The organism is Gilliamella sp. Occ4-3 (assembly GCF_001690675.1).
Classification (GTDB): Bacteria; Pseudomonadota; Gammaproteobacteria; order Enterobacterales; family Orbaceae; genus Gilliamella; species Gilliamella bombi.
The window spans coordinates 1-366 of the sequence record NZ_LZHR01000109.1 but is presented as its reverse complement, the minus strand read 5'-3'; the positions used below and the strand labels follow the sequence as shown (position 1 = coordinate 366).

At 36.6% G+C, this 366-nt stretch carries 1 protein-coding gene; it reads right to left on the bottom strand.

Annotation, left to right across the window (positions count from 1 at the left end):
- Positions 1–366 (bottom strand): hypothetical protein (locus A9G44_RS13585; RefSeq protein WP_179854845.1); only part of this gene is annotated, 366 nt, incomplete at both ends.

Below are 366 nucleotides of genomic sequence, written 5' to 3'. Positions count from 1 at the left end.
TTATCAAGATATTTACGCCCTTCATCCGTTAAATTATAGCGGTATAGTGGCTTGTCGCCATCGTGACCGACCAGCTCTTCGGTAAATAATCCCTCTTTGGCATAAAGGGATAGTTTTAAGTTAAGTCTTTTATTTTGCTTAATTTTGTCATAAGGATCGTTAGGATCTATTTCCCCTTCAAGATAATGAATGGTATAGGGGTACATATCTGCATACAGATCGCCCACAGCAAGACAAACTGCTCTATTGCCGGTAGGGTTAATACGATCATTTTCTTCCTGTATGCGGTCTTTATACATGTAATTATTACAATTTTTTAGTAAAAATATAATTAGTGCGCTACTGATGAGTAATGCAATGATGGTT